An 18,001-nucleotide genomic window follows, 5' to 3' on the forward strand; every position below is an offset into this window, starting at 1 on the left:
GCTGCTAATCGAAGACGCCGGACATATTCATGATCAGCAGCACGCCGACCGCGACGAACACCCCGATCAGCACCACCAGCCCGATGATCGCGGCCACCGAGGTGGGCGTGTACTTGTGCCTGGGCCGAGGTTCGGGTTCGCCCAGTCCTGATGTCTGGGCCGAGTCCGGAGGTGTGGCGCCGGGAGCGACGCCGCCGCCGGGTTCCAGATCGGGTGTTTCCGCGGGGTCGGGGTCGGGTGGTAGCGCGGTCATGTCCTAGGAATGCCCGCTGAGGCCGTTTTCAAGCGCGGGGTCCTGGTTGCGTGCGGGCAATCGCCCGGCGCACGGCTGTTACAGTGCGAAGTCCGACCATCAGGGGAATCCGGTGAGAAGCCGGAACTGACGCGCAACGGTATGAGGCACCGCCTCGAGTCCGATCACCTGTAGTCGGGATGACCGCTGACGGCTCCGCGATCGGGCCCTGGATCAAAGGAAGTTCTGACCGTGCGCGTGCTCACCGCACTGTTGTCGTTGTTGTCGTTGTCGGCCGTCGCAGTGGCCTGCGGCCATCTAGAGTCGCCGGCAGGGCAGACATCGGGCGCAGCTTCGGCAGTTCACTCGACCGCCTATCCGCTCACCATCGAGAACTGTGGTGTGAAGGTCACGTTCGACGGACCGCCTCGGCGGGCGGTGTCGCTGTACCAGGCGTCCACCGAAATCCTGCTGTCGCTCGGACTGGCCGATCGGATGGTCGGCACCTCGACGTGGTTCGATCCCGTGCTTCCCGAGCTTGCGGCGGACAACGCCACGGTGCCTCGCCTCGCCGACAACGATCCTGGGTTGGAGACGGTGCTGGCAGCCGAACCGGACTTGGTCGCCTCGGCCAGCGCACACACCTTCACCGCCGCCGTGGTTGCCGACCGCAGCCGGTTCGCTCAGCTGGGAATTCCTACGTACCAATCACCTTCGGTGTGCGCGGGCGCGAAAGTCGACGGCGAGAGCGTCACGCGCACGGAACGGCTGTCCTTCGACACCCTGTATCGGGAGATCCGCGAACTGGCGCAGATCTTCGATGTGCAACAACGGGGCCAAGATCTGATCGAGCGGCTCACCCGGCGTCTCGACGACATCCCGTCGACCACTGCACCGGATGTCAGCGTGGCGTTCTGGTTCTCAGGGCTGCGGACGCCGTATCTGGCCGGTTGCTGTTCGGCGCCCGGGCTGTATGCCACCGAACTCGGGCTCGGCAACGTCTTCGCCGACGCCCGCGAGGACTGGCCCGAGGTCAGCTGGGAGGCGCTGGCCGACCGCAATCCCGACGTGCTGGTGTTGGGTGACTTGAGCCGAGGCCGTGTCGACGGGGATGCCCTGGAGTCGAAAGTGGCATTCCTGGAGTCGAACCCGGTGACGGCGAACATGGCCGCGGTGCGAAACAAGCACTATGTCGTGCTCACCGGTTCCGAATTGGACCCGGGGATCCGTGAAGTCGATGCGGTGGTGAAAATGGCCGCTGGTCTCAAGGCCTTCGGGCTGGCCCAGTGAACCACGCGGGTTGTCTGCTCGCTTCAGTGGTGAGCGCGTTGTCGTTGGTGGGGTGCGCTCAGTCCACCCACCCGGCACCGGATCCCGGTGCATCGCCCGGATATCCGCTGACCGTGCGGAATTGCGGTAGGGACGTGGTGATCGACGCACCGCCGCAGCGTGCGGTCGCCCTGAATCAGGGCTCCACCGAGATACTGCTCTCGCTGGGCCTGGCCGATCGCATGGTCGGTACCGCGACCTGGACGGACCCCGTCCGTGCGGGTCTTGAGGCCGACAACGCCAGGGTGCCACGGTTGGCGGTGAACAAACCGTCGCTGGAGACCGTCCTCGAAGCCGAACCGGACTTCGTGTCAGCCTCGTTCGGCGGCACCCTCGGGCCCGGCGGCGTTGCCGACCGCGACCAGTTCGACCAACTGGGTGTTGCGACGTATCTGGCACCCAGCGACTGCGAGGGTAAGACGTCGGTCAACGGGGACGGTGCGCGCAGCGTGCCGTTCGGCATGGCGGCGATATACACCGAAATCCGCGAGCTGGCAACGATATTCGATGTCACCGATCGCGGTGACCGGCTCGTCGCGCAGTTGCGCGGGCGGATCGACGATATCGCCGGGGCCGCTGCCGGCGTCGACATGGCGTTCTGGTTCTCCGATGTTCGCGCTCCTTATTTCGCCGGCTGCTGCGGAGCCCCCGGTGTGATCGCCGCGTCGGTGGGCGCCCGTAACGTGTTCGCCGACACCACCGATGAATGGCCGCAGGTGAGTTGGGAGAGTGTGGCCGACCACGACCCCGACGTGCTGGTCCTGGGTGACCTGAGCAGACGCACGATCGACGGTGACGCAGTGGAGGCGAAAATCCAGTTCCTGGAGTCGAATCCCGTCACCCGGGGACTGACCGCTGTGCGGCACCGCCGCTACATCGTCGTGAACGGGGCGGATCTCAACCCGTCGATCCGTACCGTCGACGGCGCCGAGAAGGTGGCCAAGGGCCTGGACGAGCTCGGGTTCGGTGCGGCGCCGTGAGTGTGCGCAGCGCGTGGCTCGGCGGGGTGTGGGTCGTCGGGGTCGTACTGGTGGTGTTGTCGGCCGCGGTGGCCATCACCATCGGGCCGGCCGCGTTGTCGGTGGGGGACGTCTACCGCATCGTCGGCGACCGTCTCGGGGCCGGTCCATCGGGGGCGACCCGGTTGCAGGAGAGCATCGTGTGGCAGTTGCGCCTGCCCAGGGTCGTGCTGGCGGCAATCGCTGGGGCGGGGCTGGCCTTGTGCGGGGCAATACTGCAGTCCCTGCTGCGCAATCCCTTGGCCGACCCGTTCGTGTTGGGTGTCTCCTCGGGCGCCTCTACCGGCGCCGTGCTGGTGGCGGTGCTCGGCGTCGGCGCGGGGACGCTGAGCTTGTCCGGTGGCGCCTTCGCCGGCGCGGTGTTGTCGTTCGCCGTGGTGCTGCTGTTGGCCTACGCGGCCGGCGGCGGGACCGATCGGGTGGTACTGGCCGGCGTGGCCGGCACCCAGCTGTTCTCGGCCTTGACGTCCTTCATCGTGTTGTCTTCGGCCGACGCCGAACAGACCAGGGGCGTGCTGTTCTGGCTGTTGGGTTCGCTGGCCGGAGTGTCCTGGTCCGACGTGTCCACCTGCGCGGTCGTCGTGGGTATCGGGCTGCTGGTGTGTCTGGTCTACGCACGCACCCTCGACGCCTTCGCCTTCGGGCAGGATGCCGCCGCGACGCTGGGAGTCTCGGTGAACCGGGCCCGCGTCGTGCTGCTGGTGATCACCGCCCTGGTGACGGCGGCCCTGGTCAGTGCCGCCGGGGCGATCGGTTTCGTCGGGCTGGTGCTACCGCACGCGGCGCGTTTTGTCGTCGGGCCCGGCCACCGACGGCTGTTGCCGACGGCGGCGATTCTCGGCGCGGTGTTCATGGTCTGGGTGGATACCTTGGCTCGGACAGTCTTCGCCCCGCAGGAATTGCCCACCGGTGTGGTCACCGCGATGCTCGGAGTTCCCGCCTTCGCGTTGATCTTGTTGCGGCGCAGAGGGATACGTCGATGAGTCTGCGAGCGGTCGCGGTGAGTTGGGCCCGGTCAGGCCGGATCGTGCTCGACGGCGTCACGGTGGATCCGGTTCCCGGTAGCACCGTCGGGCTTCTGGGACCCAACGGTTCCGGCAAGTCGTCGCTGCTACGGCTCATGGCCGGCATCGACCGTCCCGACGCCGGGAGTGTGCAGCTCGACGGTCGGGCGCTGCACCGGATGTCACGGCGCGCGGTGGCGCGACGGGTGGCAATGGTCGGCCAGCACGCGGACACCGACCTGGATATCGCGGTGTCCGACGTGGTGCGGCTGGGGCGGATACCGCACGGCTCGGTGTTCGGCAGCGGTGACGACGACGCCGCGGTGGCCGCGGCGATGGCCGCCACCGGCCTCGACGGCATGGCCGAACGCATGTGGCACACGCTCTCGGGAGGGGAGCGGCAACGCGTGCAGATCGCCCGGGCGCTGGCCCAAGAGCCCGGCGAGTTACTGCTGGACGAGCCGACCAACCATCTCGACGTCGCCCACCAGCTCGAGATTTTGGCGATGGTCCGCGCGCTCGACGTCACGAGCGTGGTGGCGCTGCACGACCTCAACCTCGCGGCGATGTTCTGCGACCACGTGGTGGTGCTGTCGCAGGGGTCGGTCGTGGCCGCGGGGAGCCCGGTCGAGGTGTTGACCGAAACCCTGGTGGCCGATGTCTACGGCGTGCGCTGCCGGATCACCGTCGATGCCGCCGGCCCGTACGTGCGGTTCGAGCACGGCGGTGCGGCGGGTCAGCTCCAGGAGTACTGAGTGCGCAGTCGGACGGCGACCGCCTCGAAGCGGGTGCGGTCCAGGATCGCGCCCTCGCGGCGAATGCCTTCCTCGGGCACATCGAGCACGCGGTCCAGCCGGACCCAACTCGGCCTGCCGTCGTAGTCCCAGGTGCCCGTGCCGATGCTGATCCAGTCGGCGTCGTCTCGGTGGTAGTCCTGGCTGGACAGCATCAACCCGAGCAAGGTGTGCTGATCGCGGCCCACCACCAGTACCGGGCGGTCCTTGCCCTGGGTCGGATCGTCTTCGTAGACCACCCACGTCCACACGATCTCGCCCGGATCGGCCTGCCCGTCCAGGTCGGGCGCATAGACGACTTTGCGGGCCCGGTGGGCGGTGGGTGCGCTGTGCTTGGATACCGGCCGGCCGGCGGTGATCGCCTGGGGCGGCGGGGCGGTGGCACCGGCGAGCACGCCGAGCCCCAGCCGAAGGCCCTGCTGAAGTCCCTGTTGGATGCCCTGCTGCACGGTCCGCGGCACGTTGTCCGTGGTCTGCAACTGGCGCACGAATTTGGGTGCCTCGTTGAACACCAGGTTCTCGGCACCATCCACTACGCCCCTGAGAACCTGTTGGAACGCCTTCCACTGCGACGCCATGGTGTCGAGCATATGCGAGTGGACGCCTGGCGATTGTGTCGCGACGGTGGTTGCTCGATACCCTTAGGGAGCACAGCACGTGCTGGACACCCACGCTCACCAGGAGATTCCCATCAGCAGCTTCGCCGACAAGACGTTCACTGCGCCGGCGCAGATCAGGAACTTCTGCATCATCGCCCACATCGACCATGGCAAGTCGACGCTGGCGGACCGGATGCTGCAGCTCACCGGCGTCGTCGACGACCGGTCGATGCGTGCCCAATACCTGGACCGCATGGACATCGAGCGTGAGCGCGGCATCACCATCAAGGCGCAGAACGTCCGGCTGCCTTGGAAGGTCAACGACGAAGAGTTCGTCCTGCATCTGATCGACACCCCGGGCCACGTGGACTTCACCTACGAGGTGTCGCGGGCTCTGGAGGCGTGCGAGGGTGCGGTGCTGCTGGTCGACGCGGCGCAGGGCATCGAGGCGCAGACGCTGGCCAACCTGTACCTGGCGCTCGACCGGGACCTCACGATCATCCCGGTGCTCAACAAGATCGACCTGCCCGCCGCGGACCCGGAGCGCTATGCCGGTGAGCTCGCGCACATCATCGGCTGCGAGCCGTCGGACGTGCTGCGGGTGTCCGGCAAGACGGGAGAGGGGGTGGCCGAGCTGCTCGACGAGGTGGTGCGGCAGGTGCCTGCACCGACCGGCGATGCCGACGCTCCCGCCCGTGCCATGATCTTCGACTCGGTCTATGACATCTACCGCGGTGTGGTGACGTATGTCCGTGTCGTGGACGGCAAGATCACCCCGCGCGAGCGCATCGCGATGATGTCCACCGGCGCCACGCATGAACTGCTCGAGGTCGGCATCGTCTCGCCCGAGCCGAAGGCCAGCGAGGGCCTCGGTGTCGGTGAGGTGGGTTACCTCATCACCGGTGTGAAGGACGTCCGCCAGTCCAAGGTCGGCGACACCGTGACGACGGCGCGCAAGGGTGCCACCGAGGCCCTGACCGGCTACCGCGAACCCAAACCGATGGTGTACTCGGGCCTGTACCCGGTGGACGGCTCGGATTACCCGGATCTGCGCGACGCCCTGGACAAGCTGCAGCTCAACGACGCGGCGCTGACTTATGAGCCCGAGACGTCGGTGGCGCTGGGCTTCGGGTTCCGCTGCGGCTTCCTCGGGCTGCTGCACATGGAGATCACCCGAGAGCGGCTGGAACGCGAGTTCAACCTGGACCTGATCTCCACTTCCCCCAACGTGGTCTACCGGGTGATCAAGGACGACGGCTCCGAGAGCGTGGTGACCAACCCGTCGGACTGGCCCGAGGGCAAGGTCCGCGAGGTCTACGAACCGGTGGTCAAGACCACGGTGATCGCGCCGAGTGAGTTCATCGGCACGATCATGGAACTGTGCCAGTCCCGGCGCGGCGAGTTGGGCGGCATGGACTACCTGTCACCCGAGCGGGTCGAGCTGCGCTACACCATGCCGTTGGGCGAGATCATCTTCGACTTTTTCGACTCGCTCAAATCCCGCACCCGCGGCTACGCCAGCCTCGACTACGAGGAGGCCGGCGAACAGCAGGCCGACCTGGTCAAGGTCGACATCCTGCTGCAGGGCGAGGCAGTGGACGCGTTCAGTGCGATCGTGCACAAGGATTCGGCGTCGGCCTACGGCAACAAGATGACCACCAAGCTCAAGGAGCTCATCCCGCGCCAGCAGTTCGAGGTGCCGGTCCAGGCCGCCATCGGCTCGAAAATCATTGCCCGCGAGAACATCCGGGCGATCCGCAAGGACGTGCTGTCCAAGTGCTACGGCGGTGACATCACCCGTAAGCGCAAGCTGCTGGAGAAGCAGAAAGAGGGCAAGAAGCGCATGAAGACCATCGGTCGCGTGGATGTTCCTCAGGAGGCGTTCGTCGCGGCGCTGTCCACCGACGCGGCCGCGGACAAGCCGAAGAAGTAACCGCGCGGGGATAGCTTCGCGCTGAGCGCAACCCTCGGCTGCGGTCGGTCGCGATCGTAGTGTCGCCGGAGTGTCCAGAGAGCTGCATCTGCTCGCCTTCGGCAATACCCGGTCTGCCGGGCCGTGGCGGCATCCCGACATCGACAACAGCACGGCGGGCGTGCGCCGGCGGCTGATCAGCTATGCCGAGACCGCCGAGGCCGGTACGTTCGACGCGCTGTTCTTCGCCGACGGCCTGAACTACGGGCCACCCGCGACCTGGGCTTACAAGATCACCGAGGATTTCGAACCGCTCACCGCGACGGCGGCACTGTCCTCGGTCACGGAGCGGATCGGGCTGGTGGTCACCGGGTCGGCTACCTTGGCGCATCCGTATCACCTTGCCCGGCAATTGCTTTCACTCGATCATCTCAGTGGCGGCCGGGCCGGCTGGAATTTGGTGACCAGCTTCGCGCAGGCGGCCGCGGACAACTTCAGCGCCCGCGGCGTGGTGGCCCACGACGAGCGCTACCGCATCGCAGAGGAAGCGCTCGCGGTGGTGCGCAAACTGTGGGACGGCTGGGGCGAGGACACCGTCGTCGAGGACCGGGCGGCAGGGATATTCAACGACGTCAACAAGATTCGACCGACCGACCACCACGGCCGGTATTTCGACGTGGCGGGTCCGCTGGGCGCGGCCCGCTCGGCGCAAGGCCGGCCGGTGATATTCCAGGCCGGATCATCGGAAACCGGGCGGGGTTTCGCGGCCCGGCACGCCGAGGTGATCTTCACCAGCCACGGCAACCGGGCGCGGGCGCAGGAGTTCTACACCCAGATCCATCAGGAGTCACGGCGACTGGGCCGGGCCCGGCCGCCACTCATCACCCCGTCGCTGCGATATGTCGTCGGTTCCACCGAGGACGAAGCCAGGCGTGCCCAGCAGCAGGAGTATGAGTACTTCAGCCCGCAGTACCAGGCCGGCTGGCTGCTCGAGGTGGACGTGGACGTCGCCGGGGCGGACCTGGACGGTCCGGTTCCGGCATCGGCCTTTCCGGCGCACACCGAGACCCACCAGACCGCGCTGGCCGGCTACCGCCTGCTGGCGACGGAAGGAAACCCGACGGTGCGGGAGTTCCTGTATCGCACGGTCAACGGTTGGGGCGCGGCCGTGGCGGGCACACCCGAACAGATCGCCGACGAGATCGAGCACTGGTTCACCGCCGGCGCCGCCGACGGCTTCGTGCTGCGGGATTCCGGATTGCCCGGACAGCACGAGCTTTTCGTCGATCAGGTCGTTCCCGTCCTGCGCAAGCGTGGGCTGTTCCGCCACGAATACGCCGGCACCACACTGCGATCCCATCTGGGGCTCGACGTGCCGCAGCGGCAGGCGTCATGACCCAACCGTATGTGCTGTCGGCGTTCACCATGTCGACGGTGTCGCACGGCAACTTCGGGTTGTGGCGCCACCCGGAGGACCGCACCGCCGATTACACCGATGTGCGGTACTGGGTGGAGTTGGCGAAGCTGCTCGACGACGGTGGTTTCGACACGTTGTTCATCGCGGATGCGGTGGGGCAGCTCGATGTGTTCGGCGGTGACGCGAGTGCCGCGTTGGCGCGGGCGGTGCAGACGCCGGTGACCGATCCGCTGCTGGTGGTCTCGGCGATGGCCGCGGCAACGCGGCGGCTGGGCTTCGGCATCACGGTGTCCACCACCTACGAGAGCCCGTACCTGCTGGCCCGCAAGTTCAGCACGCTGGATCACCTCACCGGCGGCCGGATCGGCTGGAACATCGTCACCTCGCTGCTCGACAGTGCTGCCCGCAACATCATCGGACGGGACCGGCAGATCCCGCACGACGAGCGGTATGCGATGGCCCAGGAGTTCGTGGAGGTGACGTACAAGCTCTGGGAGGGCTCGTGGGAACCCGGTGCTGTGCTGCGTGATACCGAGCGCGGGGTCTACACCGATCCGGCGAAGGTGCACGACATCGACCACCACGGGCGGTATTTCACGGTTCCCGGGGCGCACCTGGTGGAACCCTCGCCGCAACGCACCCCGGTCTTGTTCCAGGCGGGCACCTCGCCTGCCGGCCGCGAGTTCGCCGCCCGCAACGCAGAGCTGGTGTTCGTCAGCGATCCGCGGCCCGAGGTGCTGCGCGGCCACATCGACGACATCCGTCGCCGGGCGAGCGCGCACGGGCGGGATCCCCGATCCCTGAAATTCATCACCTCCGTCGAGATCGTGACGGACAGTACCGATTCCGCAGCGCAAGCAAAGGCGCGTGAACTCGGCGAGTTCCACGACCTGGAAGGCGGCCTGGTGTTGTTGTCGGCACTGTCGGGCGTGGACTGGTCGACATATGGGGTGGATCGCCCGATCGGGCAGTTCGACACCGACGCCAGCCGGTCCATCCTGGCTGCGGTCACCGATGCCGATGCCCGGGACCGTCTGACCCTGCGGGATTACGTCGGGGGACTGGGCGGTTTCGGCGGCGAGCTGTTCGTCGGATCCGCCACCACCGTTGCTGATTCCTTGGACGCCTACGCCGACCGGACCGGGGTGGACGGTTTCAACATCGCCTATCACGTCACGCCCGGCAGCTTTGCCGATGTGGCCACATACCTCATTCCCGAGCTGCGACGGCGTGGCCGCGCCCGTGAACTCGGCGATCCGACGACCTTGCGGCAGAGGCTGTTCGGCGGAGAAGACGGATTTCTCCCTGACGGACACCCTGGCGCCGCATTCCGCAGGAATTCCGTTACTTCGCAATAGAATCCCGCCGATTCCATAGCTGACGGCACGAAACCGATTGCGGCAGTGTGGCAGTACACACCGCGGGAGGCGTCGCGGTCAGCAAGGGACATTGCCGTGACCACTACAGACGAACCGAAGACAGGCCCGGAGATTCAGGCGGCGGGCCGCACCCTGATCGCCGCGGAGTCGACCGGTCTCGAATCCGGGGCGCTCGGCCCCTGGGGTGTGTTCGCCCAGGGGCTGGCAGCTGCCGCACCGAGCGTGGCCCTGGCCGTGGTGCCGTTCTCGTTGTTCGTGGCCGCGGGCAAGGGGGCCGCCTGGGCTGCCGTGATCGGCCTGTCCATCGTGGTGCTGGTCGCCGTCACGATCAGTTTCCAGGCCAAGCGCACGGTGTCGTCCGGATCGCTGGGCACCTACACCGGCAACGGTTTGGGTCCCGGTTTCGCCTTCGCCGCCGGGTTCAGCCTGCTGTTCGGTTACATCGGGTTCGCCACCACCGGCACCCTCGGCGGGGTGCTCTACCTCGACGCCTTTTTGGAGTCCATCGGCCTTGGCTCCCAGGCGGTTTGGTTCCGCCTACTGCTGGTGCTCGTGGTGGTCGGCATCGCGGTGTACCTGCCGTACCGAGGGGTGTCACTGGCCGCCAAATACGAGCTGGCCTTCGAACTGCTGGCCATCGCGTCGATCCTGGTGATCATAGTGGCTTCCTACATCGGCTATGGCTTCCGCATCGACTGGGAGCAGTGGAGTCCGCAGCACCTCGGGTCCAGCGCAACGTTCATCGCGGCGGTTACTGCGGTGGGGTCATACGCCGGATTCGAGAGCGTCGCCTCGCTCGGCGCCGAAGCGAAGGACGCGCACCGCAACATCGCCAGATCTCTGCTGCGCGTCGTGCTCTTGATCGGCGCGCTGTACATCTTCGCGACCTATCCGCAGATCCTGCACTTCGGTGAGATCGACGGAGACAAGGCGGTGCTGCCGCAGCTGGCCACCAGTGTCGGGGTGGCTTGGGTGAACCAGATCGTCAGCGGCGCCGTCGCGATCGCGTTCATCGTGTTCGTCACCGCGGTCACCACCGCGGCGGCCCGGTCGCTGTTCACGTTCGCCCACGAGGGTGCGTTGCCGCAGGTGTTCACCAAGGTGCATCCGGCCTACAAGACGCCGTGGGCCGGTGTGGTGTTCGTCGGACTCCTGGCCCTGGTGTTCTCGATCGTGGCTACCTTCAGCTCCGCCGGCCGGCTGGTGTTCGATGTCTACGGCGGGTACGTGGCCAACTGGGGCTTCCTGGTGAGTTATCTGCTGGTGGTCATCGCCACTCCGGTCTGGCTGCGCAAGATCGGGGCTCTGACCCCGGCCCGGCTCGCGGTGTCGATCGCGGCTACCGCCGGCCTGGGTTATGTGATCGTCAGCAACTTCTACCCGGTACCCGAGTTCCCTTTCAACATCCTGCCTTTCGTGTTCGCCGCGATCCTGCTGGCCGGCCTGTCCTGGTACTGGTACCTGAAGCGGACCAACCCCGAGGTGGCCAACCGGATCGGCAGCATTCAGACCCTGTCCGAGGACGAGCAACAGCGCCTGGCCGACCAAGGTATCGGTGAGGTCCTCCAGCAGTCACAGGTCGCTCCGATCGACGAGGATCGCAAATGACGCTCACCGACCAAGGGCTGACCACCGGCCGGACGGTGAAGGCGGCCACCCCACATGACTATCCACTGATCGCGGACTTCCTGGCCACCACACCGGGTTTGCGTGGACGAAAGTTCGCCGCCGATTCGCGTGATGTCGCCGAGCAGTTCGAGGGCGTGTATCCCGGTTCGGCAGTGGTCCTGTGCGGTGCGTCGGCAGACGTGCTCGGATACGCCGCGTTGCACCGGCCCGATGGTGCCGAGCCGGAGGTGTTGGGAGACTTCGTATTCAGTCCGTCGGTTGCGAGCGCGACCGTCGACGCGGTGGTCGGCGAGACCGTCGAGCGATTCCGTCGGGTCGCCGCCCCGGGCGCGTATCTGCGGGTGTACATCGGGGCCGACCAGCCGGCGGCGATCGACGCGCTGGTACGCCGCGGGGCGTGGAAGGAGCGGCAGTTCGTCGCGACCCGCAAGCCGCTGCACGGCGAGGATCCCGCCGCGCTGGCCGCCGCACGCATCGACGGCCTGACGATTCTGTCCTGGCCCGAGGTGATCTCGGCCGGATTCGCCGAACAAGTCCGGCAGCTGCAGTTCGACACGTTCAGTGAGCATTTCGGAAACATGTCGAAAACCCCGCAGCGCTGGGAACACCACCTGCGCAGCCGGGCGTTCAACCCGGACTTCAGCATCGCCGCGGTCGATGAGGGCGGGGTGGTGGTCGGCTATGTACTGGGGTCGACGTACACCGTGGGAACCGGCACCGACGAGGAGCGCAGCGCGCACACCGACTACATCGGTGTGCGCCGCGACCGGAGAACGCGTGGGACCGGGGAACTGCTGTTGCGCAAAGTCTGGCTGGCGGCCTTGAGGCGCGGGTTCACCGTCGCCTCGTTGGGCACCGACATCGACAACGCCAGCAAGGCGCATGAGCTGTACCGCCGCCTCGGGTACGTGGCGGTCGGGGACCAGTACGCATATCGCATCGACAATGACGGGAGCCTCCGATGAGCAGTGCAGGTACGTATCTGAAGCGGCCGTCCGGTTACGACGCCGAGTTGCAGTCGGTGTTCCGGCCGATCTTCGAGCGCATTGCCGAGGGCAATGTGGCACGCGAACGGGACCGGGTCTTCCCGCACGAGCAGGTGCGGTGGCTCTGCGATGCCGGATTCGGCACCGTGCGGATCCCCGCGGAACAGGGCGGTTTCGGCGCGTCCCTGGAGCAGACCTTCCTGCTGCTGGCCGAATTGGGTGAGGCCGACGCCAACGTCGCCCATATCTGGCGTAACCACCTGGCGTTCGTCGAGGACCGGCTCAACGCACCGGTTTCGGAGGACAACGCCGCCTGGATCAAGCGGTTCCTGGCCGGCGAATTCGTGGGGGGCGGCTGGACCGAGGCCAACAACCTGACCCTGGCGAATCTGGCCACGACGGTCACCGAGGAGGGCGACCACTGGCTGGTATCGGGCGCGAAATACTATGCGACGGGCAGTCTTTACGCCGACTGGCTGGATGTCCTGGGTCGCGGTGCGGATGGCGAGCTGTGGACGGCCCTGGTGCGCGCCGACGATCCGGGCGTCACGCTGGTCGACGACTGGCGAGGGTTCGGCCAGCGCACGACAGCCAGCGGTTCGGCACGCTACGAGGCGGCGCGCGCGGAACCGGGCAACGTCTTTCCCGCCGCCGAGCGGTTTGGCTATCAGGCGCACTTCTATCAGATCGCCATGCTGGCGGTCCTGACCGGAATCACGCGGGCCGTGCATCGGGACGGGACGGCCGCGTTGCGCCGACGCACCCGAAACTATCCGCAGGGCCTTTCCGAGCTGCCTGCCGAAGACGCACAACTGCTGCAGGTGATCGGGGAGATCTCGGCCGAGGCGTTCGGTGCCGAGGCGGCCTTGGGGTTGAGTGCCCGCGCCCTCGATCGCATCGTCGTGGGCCGACTGGCCGGCAGTGACGACCACGCCCGCGAGCTGCTGATCGACGCCGAGGTGGCCGTGGCACAGGCACAACTGGCGATCATCGGTGCGGCGCTTCGGTCCACTACCAAGGTATTCGATGCCCTCGGGGCCTCCGGTGTGTCCGAAGAGCTTGGCCTGGACCGGCATTGGCGCAACGCCCGCACCTTGGCGTCGCACAACCCCGCGGTTTACAAGGCGCGCATCCTGGGGGACTGGTTCGTCAACGGAAAGGACCCGGTGGCCGATCTGGTGCGCCGGGGCCGCGGCGGCCAGGGCAACTGAGCCGCCTTCAGTCGACCTGCAGCACCGCCTTGCCGGCGACCTTTCGGTTGAGCAGGGCGTGGGCGGCCGCCGCGATGTTGCCCCACGAGTCGCGCAGACCGATCTGCGGGTCGAGTTCGCCGTCGGCCACCAGGGTCAGCAGATAGGCGAGATCGGCCTGGAACGGCGCTCGAACAGTGAACGGCTCCAAGCGTTTCCGGTGCCCGCGCCGCCGCTCGGCCTCGAAGTCGATGGTGGTCGGCTCATTGGAGGCCATGCCGATGGACTGCACCGACCCGCCGTCGGACACCAGGCTGAAGGCCTGCGCCAAGAGCTTTCCACCGACGTTGTCGAGGACGCCGAACACCGGATCGGTCACCGCGTCGAGCCCGACCACCACCTCGGCCGCACCCAATTCCGCCAGGCCTTCGCCGCGCGGCGCACTGCCGACCGCGGCGATCACATGAGCGCCGGCCCGGGCGGCCAGCTGCACTGCGAACCGGCCGACACCGCCGGACGCGCCCGTGATCAACACCCGGCGGCCGACCACCGGGCCGAGCGCCCGCAACGCCTGCAGTGCGGTCACCCCGGCGACCGGCAGCGCGGCAGCTTCGTCGAATTCGACGAATTCGGGAAGCTCGACCAGGTTGTCCGTCGCGACGACACGACGTTCGGCCCAACCGGCCTCACCGCTGAATCCGACCACCCGGGCGCCGACCGGCGGTCCGGAGCCGTCGGCCGCGGCTTGTGTGACGATGCCCGCGCTGTCCCAGCCGGGAACTTCGCCCGGACGGCGCATCTGGTCGATGAAGTGCAGTTCCCCGAAATTCAGCCCGATCGCATGGACGTCGATCAGGGCCTGAGATTCGGTGACCGAAGGCTCGGCCACCTCGTCGAACCGGAGGTTGGCCGGCGCGTGCGGGTCGTAGACGAGGGCTCGCATGAACGGGCTAACCCCGGAGGGTCTGCCACTATTCCCTTAAGGTGGCGCCGTGAGCGACAAGGACCGCATCCGTTGGGACGCGGCCTACGCCGACCGCGAGCCGGACGATGACCTGCCGGCCCTGCCGCAGGTTTTCGACGGCCACGCCGACCAGTTTCCCGTGACCGGGTCGGCCATCGACATCGCGTGCGGTACCGGCCGGGCCGCGGTGTGGCTGGCGCAGCGCGGCCTACACGTGCGGGGTATCGACGTATCCTCCGTGGCGATCGACCGGGCGAAGCGCTCAGCCATCCGCCACGGGGTGGCCGGGCGCTGCCTGTTCGAGGTCGCCGACCTCGACGACGGCCTGCCCGCCGGGCCGCAGGTCGACGTCGTGCTGTGCCATCGCTTCCGCGACCCAGGCCTCTACCCGGCGCTGGCCGCCCGGCTGAAGCCGGGCGGCCTGCTGGCCGTCTGTGTGCTCAGTGAGGTGGGCGCGGAGCCGGGCCGATTCCGCGCGGCCGCAGGTGAACTCGAGGCGGCCTTCGCCGGTCTTGAGACGTTCGAGGCGTGCGAGGCCGATGGTGAGGCCTGGTTGCTGGCCCGTGCGCCTGTTACCGGGCGGCGTTGACGGGAATCCGCCGGGCCTGGGCCAGCAGCTCACCCCAGGCGTTGAACGCCTCGGCGTACTCGGCCGAGGTGCCCGAGCTGCCGCCCGCGAGATCGACCAAAGCCCTTGCGATACTGCCGATTCCGATCCCGGTGCGCTGCACCACCCGGACCAGCTCGGCGAACGCCTGATCCGGCGCGCAACCGCGCAGGGCGACCAGAACACCGATCGCCACGTCGATCTTGATGCGTGAAGTGTCGTCTGCACGGTTGTAGCTCATGCACCGATGGTGCTCGTCGGGCAACGCCGGATCCAGGGATCGGCGCACCGTGATTTCTCCCGCGCGGACTACATCGGGGCGTTGGCCGGCTGGAAGACCCCGGAGCTGTCGGATTCCTCCTCGGCCCGGATCACGTGCACCACGGCGTTGATCAGCGCCAGGTGGGTGAATGCCTGCGGGAAGTTGCCCAGGTGCCGGCCGGTACGCGGCTCGATCTCTTCGGCGTACAGGTGCAGCGGGCTGGCGAAGGACAGCAACCGCTCCAGCAGATGCTTGGCCCGGCTCACCTCACCGATCTCGACCAGTGCGGACACCAGCCAGAACGAACAGATGGTGAACGTGCCCTCTTCGCCGGACAGGCCGTCGTCGGTCTCCTCGACGCGGTAGCGCAGCACCAGCCCGTCTTCGGTGAGTTCGTCGGCGATCGCCAGCACCGTGGCCCGCACCCGCGGATCGTCCGATGGCAGGAACCTCGTTAACACCGCCAGTAGCAGCGAGGCGTCCAGCGCGTCGTCGTTGTAGCGCTGGGTCAACACACCGCGGGAGTCCACGCCACGGGCCAGGACGTCGGCCTTGATCTCCTCGGCGATGGCGCGCCATTGCTGCGCATAACTCTTCTCGCCCTGAAGCTCGGCCAGCTTCGAACCACGATCCAGTGCCACCCAGCACATGATCTTGCTGGAGGTGAAGTGCTGCGGTTCGCCGCGCACCTCCCAGATGCCGCGGTCGGGTTCCTTCCAGTGCTTGATGGCTTCCTCGACCTGGTTCTTCAGCACCGGCCACAGTGCTTCGGGAATCTGCTCGCGCGACTTGGCGTGCAGGTACACCGAATCCAGCATGGTGCCCCAGATGTCGTGCTGCATCTGGTTGTAGGCGCCGTTGCCGATGCGCACGGGCCGGGCGTTGTCGTAGCCCGAGAGGTGGTGCAACTCTTCCTCGACCAGGCTGCGTTCGCCGCCGACCCCGTACATCACCTGCAGTGGGTGCCGCTCGCCGTTGTTCGCGCCGGAGACGTCGGCGATGAAGGAGAAGAAATCGTCGGCCTCCCGGTCCAGGCCGAGCGTGTACAAACCCCACAGCGCGAAGGTGGAGTCGCGTATCCACGAATAGCGGTAGTCCCAGTTACGTTCGCCCTGCGGGGTTTCCGGTAGCGACGTGGTGGGTGCGGCCAACAGTGCCCCGGTCGGCGAGTAGGTCAACCCTTTCAGGGTCAGCGCGCTGCGCTGCAGGTACGACCGCCACGGGTGATCGGGGAAGTCGCCGATGTTGATCCACTGCCGCCACGACTCGCTGGTCTTCCACATCTTGTCGGCCGCTTCTTCGAAGGTCTGCGGGGCCGGGTGCTTGGACCAGCTCAGCGCGACGAACACGTTGTCGCCCTCGGTGAGCCGCGTGCGGGCGCGGGCCTCACGGCCCTCGATGCCGATGCGCAGATTGGTGGTGAGGCGCAGGGTGGGGTGCGAATCCGGGTTGCGGCTGGCGCGGGCGATGGCTTCGCCGTAGGCCGGTCCCGAGTACTCCCACGAGGCACTGACCCGGTGGTAGTCGAACGCCGGCTCGCAGTTCATCACGAGTTCGACGGTGCCGCTGACGCAGCGGACGGTACGGAGCAGGATGTGCTCGGCATCCCAGTCCATGGGGGTGCGTCGATGGGTGCGCGACCGGGTGTCGATGTCGTGCCACGGACCCATCACCAGCGCATCGCGCACGATCAGCCAGCCGGTGTGGGTTTGCCAGGTGGTTTCCAGGATCAGGCTGCCCGGCAGGTAGCGCCGCGCCGCCGGAACGGTCACGCCATAGGGTCCGAGCCGGAAGTGGCCCGCGCTGCGGTCCAGGATCGCGCCGAACACGCTGGGGGAGTCCGGGCGCGGGACACACAGCCACTCCACCGAACCGGCCGAGGAGATCAGGCAGGTGTTCTCGCAGTCGGACAGGAAGCCGTAGTCGGCGATCGGTGGGAACGGGTTCCGCAGGCCCCCGCCCGACGAATACGGCACCGGGGCGGTCGCGGTCAACGGCGCCTCGGGTGTCTTGGGGGCCTCAGCTGTCTTGTCGAGTGCCGCGACGACATCCGTGGGCTCGGTGTGTTGCAGGACCATCCGCACATCATCATCTGCGGATAGAGGTGTCGTCTACCCAATACGCACGTGGCGAACGTTACGGGCGGGACGGGACCGAAAATGGATGAACCGGACGATCGCCTACGCTTGCCCCATGGCGGCAATCCTGAACTGGTGGGACGGCGTCGAATTGTGGCTGACCGGGTTGCCGTTCGTCGTGCAGACCGCCGTGGTGATGCCGGTGGTGCTGGCACTGGCCTATGGCAGTGCTGTCGTTCTCGACGGCGCGCTGAGCTGGGGAACCACCGGCTTGCACCGGCTGCGCCACGCCCCGGCTGACGAGGTGGAATCAGAGTGAACGGTATGCCGCGCTCACGCGTCACGTTGATCTTGATTCTGCTGGTCGTGCTGGTCATCGTGATGTGGTTGCTGACTCGCTAGCCAGACGCTGAACGCTCGACGGGCGCGACGCCGGAATTCTGTTATTCTTCGCGCCATGCATTCAGCGTCCGGCAAGACCGAGAGCCATGTGTTGGCTCTCATTGCCGTGGGTTCATGCGCTGTTGCTGACGTCGCCTGTTGTCGCTGACTCCACTCCGTCCGCGGTTTGGTGTCGGTGGCGCTAGTTCTACGCCCGGA

18 protein-coding genes and 1 riboswitch are annotated in these 18,001 nt (G+C 67.3%); of the genes, 13 read left to right on the top strand and 5 right to left on the bottom strand.

All coding sequences use genetic code 11. From position 1 onward, the window contains the following. Positions 1 to 4: 4 nt before the first annotated feature. Positions 5 to 253 (bottom strand): DUF6480 family protein, encoded by a 249-nt coding sequence (locus K6L26_RS12340; protein WP_019345165.1) that lies wholly within the window; start codon positions 251 to 253, stop codon positions 5 to 7. 103 nt (positions 254 to 356) lie between these two features. Further along, a riboswitch (cobalamin riboswitch) is annotated at positions 357 to 438 on the top strand. A gap of 46 nt (positions 439 to 484) precedes the next feature. On the opposite strand from K6L26_RS12340, the gene K6L26_RS12345 reads away from it, so the two are divergent. From K6L26_RS12345 to K6L26_RS12360, 4 genes are read left to right on the top strand one after another with little or no spacing between them, the layout of a single operon-like run. After that, entirely contained in the window at positions 485 to 1,522 is a 1,038-nt protein-coding gene (locus tag K6L26_RS12345) for an ABC transporter substrate-binding protein (RefSeq protein ID WP_221853193.1), read from the top strand. 26 nt (positions 1,523 to 1,548) lie between these two features. Further along, positions 1,549 to 2,541, top strand: a complete 993-nt coding sequence (locus K6L26_RS12350) for an ABC transporter substrate-binding protein (RefSeq protein WP_435405367.1) — start codon at positions 1,549 to 1,551, stop codon at positions 2,539 to 2,541. Then, positions 2,538 to 3,563: a FecCD family ABC transporter permease gene (locus tag K6L26_RS12355; RefSeq protein WP_221853195.1), complete on the top strand. Its 1,026-nt coding sequence runs from the start codon at positions 2,538 to 2,540 to the stop codon at positions 3,561 to 3,563. Before K6L26_RS12350 ends, K6L26_RS12355 begins: the two co-directional genes overlap by 4 nt. Next, the gene (locus tag K6L26_RS12360; RefSeq protein WP_019345169.1) at positions 3,560 to 4,339 is read left to right on the top strand and encodes an ABC transporter ATP-binding protein; all 780 of its coding nucleotides are present in this window, start codon (positions 3,560 to 3,562) and stop codon (positions 4,337 to 4,339) included. Before K6L26_RS12355 ends, K6L26_RS12360 begins: the two co-directional genes overlap by 4 nt. Here K6L26_RS12360 and K6L26_RS12365 read toward each other — a convergent pair. Next, on the bottom strand, positions 4,321 to 4,956 hold the full coding sequence (locus K6L26_RS12365; RefSeq protein ID WP_085980397.1) for a type II toxin-antitoxin system PemK/MazF family toxin: 636 nt from the start codon (positions 4,954 to 4,956) through the stop codon (positions 4,321 to 4,323). The genes K6L26_RS12360 and K6L26_RS12365 overlap by 19 nt on opposite strands. Before the next feature lie 79 nt (positions 4,957 to 5,035). Here K6L26_RS12365 and lepA point away from each other — a divergent pair, with 79 nt between their 5' ends. From lepA to K6L26_RS12395, 6 genes are all read left to right on the top strand, one after another. Continuing rightward, entirely contained in the window at positions 5,036 to 6,910 is a 1,875-nt protein-coding gene (lepA, locus tag K6L26_RS12370; RefSeq protein ID WP_064899360.1) for a translation elongation factor 4, read from the top strand. A 70-nt stretch (positions 6,911 to 6,980) separates the two neighbouring features. Further along, positions 6,981 to 8,285, top strand: a complete 1,305-nt coding sequence (locus tag K6L26_RS12375) for an NtaA/DmoA family FMN-dependent monooxygenase (protein WP_221853196.1) — start codon at positions 6,981 to 6,983, stop codon at positions 8,283 to 8,285. Further along, the gene (locus tag K6L26_RS12380) at positions 8,282 to 9,664 is read left to right on the top strand and encodes an LLM class flavin-dependent oxidoreductase (protein ID WP_085140354.1); all 1,383 of its coding nucleotides are present in this window, start codon (positions 8,282 to 8,284) and stop codon (positions 9,662 to 9,664) included. Before K6L26_RS12375 ends, K6L26_RS12380 begins: the two co-directional genes overlap by 4 nt. A gap of 96 nt (positions 9,665 to 9,760) precedes the next feature. Next, a complete protein-coding gene (locus K6L26_RS12385; protein WP_221853197.1) occupies positions 9,761 to 11,293 on the top strand; it encodes an APC family permease in 1,533 nt (510 codons plus the stop codon). Then, positions 11,290 to 12,279, top strand: a complete 990-nt coding sequence (locus K6L26_RS12390; protein WP_085140352.1) for a GNAT family N-acetyltransferase — start codon at positions 11,290 to 11,292, stop codon at positions 12,277 to 12,279. Before K6L26_RS12385 ends, K6L26_RS12390 begins: the two co-directional genes overlap by 4 nt. After that, entirely contained in the window at positions 12,276 to 13,511 is a 1,236-nt protein-coding gene (locus tag K6L26_RS12395) for an acyl-CoA dehydrogenase family protein (RefSeq protein WP_085140351.1), read from the top strand. Before K6L26_RS12390 ends, K6L26_RS12395 begins: the two co-directional genes overlap by 4 nt. Positions 13,512 to 13,518: 7 nt before the next feature. On the opposite strand, the gene K6L26_RS12400 is transcribed toward K6L26_RS12395, so the two are convergent. After that, complete coding sequence (locus tag K6L26_RS12400) at positions 13,519 to 14,433, bottom strand: zinc-binding dehydrogenase (protein ID WP_064899348.1); 915 nt, start codon at positions 14,431 to 14,433, stop codon at positions 13,519 to 13,521. Between the two features lie 49 nt (positions 14,434 to 14,482). Between K6L26_RS12400 and K6L26_RS12405 the strand changes: the two genes are divergently transcribed. Beyond that, positions 14,483 to 15,043, top strand: coding sequence for a class I SAM-dependent methyltransferase (locus K6L26_RS12405; RefSeq protein ID WP_085140350.1), 561 nt, complete (start codon positions 14,483 to 14,485; stop codon positions 15,041 to 15,043). On the opposite strand, the gene K6L26_RS12410 is transcribed toward K6L26_RS12405, so the two are convergent. Both K6L26_RS12410 and K6L26_RS12415 read right to left on the bottom strand, forming a co-directional pair. After that, positions 15,027 to 15,302 (bottom strand): ANTAR domain-containing protein, encoded by a 276-nt coding sequence (locus tag K6L26_RS12410; protein WP_019348002.1) that lies wholly within the window; start codon positions 15,300 to 15,302, stop codon positions 15,027 to 15,029. The two genes, K6L26_RS12405 and K6L26_RS12410, sit on opposite strands and share 17 nt — an antisense overlap. A 68-nt stretch (positions 15,303 to 15,370) precedes the next feature. Continuing rightward, on the bottom strand, positions 15,371 to 17,401 hold the full coding sequence (locus K6L26_RS12415) for a glycoside hydrolase family 15 protein (RefSeq protein WP_019348003.1): 2,031 nt from the start codon (positions 17,399 to 17,401) through the stop codon (positions 15,371 to 15,373). Between the two features lie 115 nt (positions 17,402 to 17,516). On the opposite strand from K6L26_RS12415, the gene K6L26_RS12420 reads away from it, so the two are divergent. Both K6L26_RS12420 and K6L26_RS32020 read left to right on the top strand, forming a co-directional pair. Then, on the top strand, positions 17,517 to 17,720 hold the full coding sequence (locus K6L26_RS12420; RefSeq protein WP_036394216.1) for a hypothetical protein: 204 nt from the start codon (positions 17,517 to 17,519) through the stop codon (positions 17,718 to 17,720). Between the two features lie 138 nt (positions 17,721 to 17,858). Further along, complete coding sequence (locus K6L26_RS32020; RefSeq protein ID WP_350222992.1) at positions 17,859 to 17,951, top strand: Ms4533A family Cys-rich leader peptide; 93 nt, start codon at positions 17,859 to 17,861, stop codon at positions 17,949 to 17,951. Positions 17,952 to 18,001 lie beyond the last annotated feature (50 nt).

The organism is Mycobacterium farcinogenes (genome assembly GCF_019739075.1).
In the GTDB taxonomy this organism is placed as follows: domain Bacteria; phylum Actinomycetota; class Actinomycetes; order Mycobacteriales; family Mycobacteriaceae; genus Mycobacterium; species Mycobacterium senegalense.